Annotated in this window: 3 protein-coding genes and 1 pseudogene; 3 read left to right on the top strand and 1 reads right to left on the bottom strand. The window is 62.6% G+C overall.

Annotated elements, in window-relative coordinates; all coding sequences use genetic code 11:
- A pseudogene (locus tag EOA60_RS20450) lies at positions 1-245 on the bottom strand (sugar phosphate isomerase/epimerase); the annotation flags it as partial.
- Between the two features lie 400 nt (positions 246-645).
- On the opposite strand from EOA60_RS20450, the gene EOA60_RS20445 reads away from it, so the two are divergent.
- From EOA60_RS20445 to EOA60_RS20435, 3 genes are all read left to right on the top strand, one after another.
- The gene (locus EOA60_RS20445; protein ID WP_127335361.1) at positions 646-1701 is read left to right on the top strand and encodes a sugar phosphate isomerase/epimerase; all 1056 of its coding nucleotides are present in this window, start codon (positions 646-648) and stop codon (positions 1699-1701) included.
- Between the two features lie 154 nt (positions 1702-1855).
- Positions 1856-3043: a Gfo/Idh/MocA family oxidoreductase gene (locus tag EOA60_RS20440; protein ID WP_095823601.1), complete on the top strand. Its 1188-nt coding sequence runs from the start codon at positions 1856-1858 to the stop codon at positions 3041-3043.
- An 85-nt stretch (positions 3044-3128) separates the two neighbouring features.
- On the top strand, positions 3129-3980 hold the full coding sequence (locus EOA60_RS20435) for a sugar phosphate isomerase/epimerase (RefSeq protein WP_095823529.1): 852 nt from the start codon (positions 3129-3131) through the stop codon (positions 3978-3980).
- Positions 3981-4426: the final 446 nt, after the last annotated feature.

Genomic DNA, 4426 nt, shown 5'->3' with positions numbered 1-4426 from the left:
ACATATTGTACCGATCGCTCGCGCTGGCCCTGGTTCTTGGCGGCAAGGTTGCGTTCGCCCAGCATCAGCGTCACCGAACCCCAGCAACGTATGCCGTGCTCCTTCAGGAGCGCGCGCGTTTCCTTGGTTTTGTACTGCTCGGGCTCACCGGAAATCTCGATCGACTCATAGCCGAACTTCTTGATGCGCTTCAGCGTCACCTCCAGCGGCTCCGCCCGCATCCAGTTGTGCGTCGAAAGATGCATGGTCTGTCCTTCCCAGAATTCGCCTGTCACGTTTTTCGCGACGTTCTCCACCGAGCCCGTCGCATGATCTCCTCCCCACGGCGTTCCAGTGTTTTTTCTCGAAACTGGTTCGACCAATTGGGCCTGACAGAACCTCTACAGCAAATTCACAGTAACGGCAAGGAGACCACCTAGTGGGCTCAACTCATCAGTCAATGCTTTGATTTGAATAGATTAAGATCCCTTTCGGCAATCGTGCGGATCGCATTCCAGCTGTTTCTGGCCGCTTGACCAAACAGCCGTATTTGGTAATACCAGAATGCCGCTGCTTGTCGGCGCCGAGACGAACGGTCGAAGAGGCTAGCCCTCGCTTCAATCGGCGCTATGCTTGGTCCATGAAAACGAGAGAGGGAGGATGCCGATGTCGACGACGATGAAGGGTCCCGGCCTGTTTCTGGCGCAGTTCGCGGGCGACGCCGCGCCGTTCAATTCGCTGGCTTCGATCACCAAATGGGCGGCCGGGCTCGGCTACAAGGGCGTACAGATCCCGACCTGGGACGGACGCCTGTTCGATCTGAAAAAGGCGGCGTCATCGAAAACCTATTGCGACGAGGTCAAGGGCATCTGCACTGAAGCCGGCGTCGAGATTACCGAACTGTCGACGCACCTGCAGGGGCAGTTGGTGGCGGTGCATCCGGCTTACGACGCGCAGTTCGACGGGTTTGCGCCACCCGAGGTGCACAACAATCCGAAGGCCCGGCAGAAATGGGCGGTCGAGCAGATGGAATTCGGCGCCAAAGCATCGAAGAATCTCGGCCTCCAGGCGTCGGTAAGCTTCAGCGGCGCGCTCGCCTTCCCGTACCTCTATCCGTGGCCACAGCGGCCGCCTGGGCTGATCGAGGAAGCGTTTGCCGAGCTTGGCAAGCGCTGGAAGCCGATCCTCGACGTCTATGATGAGAACGGCGTCGATATCGGCTACGAGATCCATCCAGGCGAGGACGTGTTCGACGGCGCGACCTTCGAGATGTTCCTCGACGCGGTCGGCGGCCACAAGCGTTGCAACATCAACTACGACCCGTCGCACTTCCTGTTGCAGCAGCTCGACTATCTCGAGTTCATCGACATCTACCACGAGCGGATCAAGGCCTTCCACGTCAAGGATGCCGAGTTCAACCCGACGGGGCGGCAAGGCGTCTATTCGGGCTATCAGGGCTGGGTGAACCGGGCCGGGCGTTTCCGTTCCCTCGGCGACGGGCAGGTCGATTTCAGCGGCATCTTCTCCAAGCTCACCCAGTACAACTACGATTCCTGGGCGGTGCTCGAATGGGAATGCTGCCTCAAGCATCCCGAGGACGGCGCGGCCGAAGGCGCACCCTTCATCCAGCATCATATCATCCGGGTCACCGAAAGGGCCTTTGATGATTTCGCCGGCGGCACCAGCGACAAGAGGCTGCTGCGCGCGATGATGGGGATTTAGCACCTTTATCCTCCCCCTCGAGGGGAGAGTGGCCCAAAGGGCCGGGCTGGGTCGGTTTCATGCCGAGATCCACGCCCGGCGACCCCACCCGATCCGCTGTGCGGATCGACCTCCCCTCAAGGGGGAGCTAACCAACATGAGGGAGAACGAAAGCATGGTCGGCGCATCGAAATCGGAAACGGGAGGCGGCCCGATCCGCTACGGCATGGTCGGCGGCGGGCAGGGCGCTTTCATCGGCGCGGTGCACCGGATTGCGGCGCGCATGGACAACGACTTCGTGCTGGTGGCCGGCGCGCTGTCGTCGGACCCGGCGCGCGCGAAGGCCTCGGCCGAAGAACTCGGGCTCGATCCGTCACGCAGCTACGGCTCCTATGCCGAGATGGCCAAGGCCGAAGCCAAACGCCCCGACGGCATCGAGGCAGTGGCGATCGTCACGCCCAACAATGTGCATGTGCCGGCGGCCAAAGCCTTCCTGGAGGCGGGTATCCACGTCATCTGCGACAAGCCGCTCGCGACCTCGCTCGCCGAGGCGAAGAAGCTTGCCGCACTGGTCGAGAAGGCTGGAAAGGTGTTCGTGCTCACCCACAACTACACAGCCTATCCGATGGTGCGGCAGGCGCGCGAGATGGTGGCCAAGGGCATGCTCGGCGACATCCGCATCGTGCAGTCGGAATATCCGCAGGACTGGCTGACCGAAGACCTCGCTGCGACCGGTCAGAAGCAGGCCTCATGGCGCTCCGACCCCAAGCAGGCCGGCGCCGGCGGCGCGCTCGGCGACATTGGCACGCACGCCTACAACCTCGCCCGCTTCGTCTCGGGGCTCGAGCTGGATTCCCTTTCGGCCGACCTCGACGCCTTCGTGCCGGGACGCCAGCTCGACGACAACGTCAATGTGCTGTTGCGCTTCAAGCCGGTCGGCAACAAGCATCCGGCCAAGGGCATGATCTGGGCGAGCCAGGTGGCGCCCGGCCACGAGAACGGGCTGAAGCTGCGCATCTACGGCTCGAAGGGCGGGCTCGAATGGGTCCAGGCCGACCCGAACTATCTTTGGTACACGCCCTTCGGCCAGCCGAAGCAGTTGCTGACCCGGGCGGGCGCCGGCGCGATGCCGGTAGCGGCGCGTGTCAGCCGCGTGCCCTCCGGCCATCCGGAGGGCTATCTCGAAGGCTTCGCCAATATCTACCAGGAAGCGGCCCGCGCCATCCGCGCGGCGCGCAAGAAAGGCGGCAAGCTGGCCAAGGATGTCGCCTTCCCGACGATTGAGGACGGCGTCGAAGGCATGGCCTTCATAGAGGCGTGCGTGAAGTCGTCGAAGAAGAACGGGGCGTGGACGAGGCTATAAAGGCGGGCTCGGCGCCGGCGCGGGCCGGATGAGGGGGAGTGTGGCCCGCTAGCGCAAGTGGTTGGCCGCCAGAGGAGGGGTGTCGATGAAAATCGGCATGTGCATGTTCTTATGGACGACGAGCGTCTCGAAAAGGCACGAGGTGCTGCTGAAGGACATCAAGGCAACCGGCTTCGACGGCGTCGAGATACCGGTCTTTGCGGGCGAACCGAATGACTACAGGAAGCTCGGCGAGATGCTCGACCGCATCGGACTGGAGCGCACCGCGGTCTCGGCGATGGGCGATCCGGCGATGAACCTGATCTCTCCGGATGCAGCGACGCGCAAGGCCGGCATCGACTACATGAAATCGGCGATCGACTGCAGCGCCGCGCTCGGCGCGAACAAGCTGAGCGGCCCGCTGCATTCGACGCTTGGCGCCTTTTCCGGCAGCGGCCCGACAGCGACCGAGAAGAAGCGCTCGGTCGCCTCGCAGCGCGCCATTGGCGATCATGCCGGCAAGAGGGGCGTCACCATCGGGCTCGAAGCGCTCAACCGCTTCGAGTGTTATCTGGTCAACACGATGGACGACCTGTCCGAGCATATCGACGCGATTGACCGGCCGCACATCAAGGCGATGTACGACACTTTTCACGCCAATATCGAGGAGGCCGACCCGATCGGCGCCTATACGCGCAATCGCCGGAACGTCGTCCACATCCACATCTCGGAAAACGACCGCGGCGTGCCGGGGCGCGGCAACATCCCCTGGAAGGAAACTTTCGCGGCGATCCGCAAGAGCGGCTATGACGATTGGCTTACGATCGAGTCGTTCGGCCGATCACTGAAGGATCTGGCGGCTGCGACCAAGGTGTGGCGGGATTTCGCAGAGAGCCCGGAGGCAGTTTATCGCGAAGGGTATCGGCATATCAGAGATGGGTGGAAGGCTGCCGCTTAAACGCCCTCTCCATTCGTCATCCACGGGCGGAGCGGGAGCGAAGCGGACGCCGAGACCCGAGGATCCATTCCGTGACGTCGACGCTCCGCCACGATGCAATTCTGCACCGGCTGCATTCTACGGCTTAGGGAACGGCATTACTGTGTTCATGCGAAGGCTGTTTTGTCATCGAATGATGGCATTGAGGACGACCAGGAGCTTCCTTGCAGCGGCGATGATGGCCAGTTCTTGGACCCTGAGCGGGCTGCGAGGTTTGTGCGGCATCGAGACGATCGGTCTTGGCGCGCCGTCTTGTCGACTTCGCATAGTGGTGGGTGTGTGCCGGGTTGTGCGGCGAGAACGGCACGCCGGACTTGGCCAGCGCATGGCGCAACAACCGCTCATGGACGCCAGTCGCCTCCGACTAGCCTTCGACATCCGTCATCAAGGGCGACAACCCCTGACTC

Origin of the sequence: Mesorhizobium sp. M1A.F.Ca.IN.020.06.1.1 (assembly GCF_004023265.1) — a bacterium.
Classification (GTDB): Bacteria; Pseudomonadota; Alphaproteobacteria; order Rhizobiales; family Rhizobiaceae; genus Mesorhizobium.
This window is presented reverse-complemented; position numbering and strand designations above follow the sequence as displayed.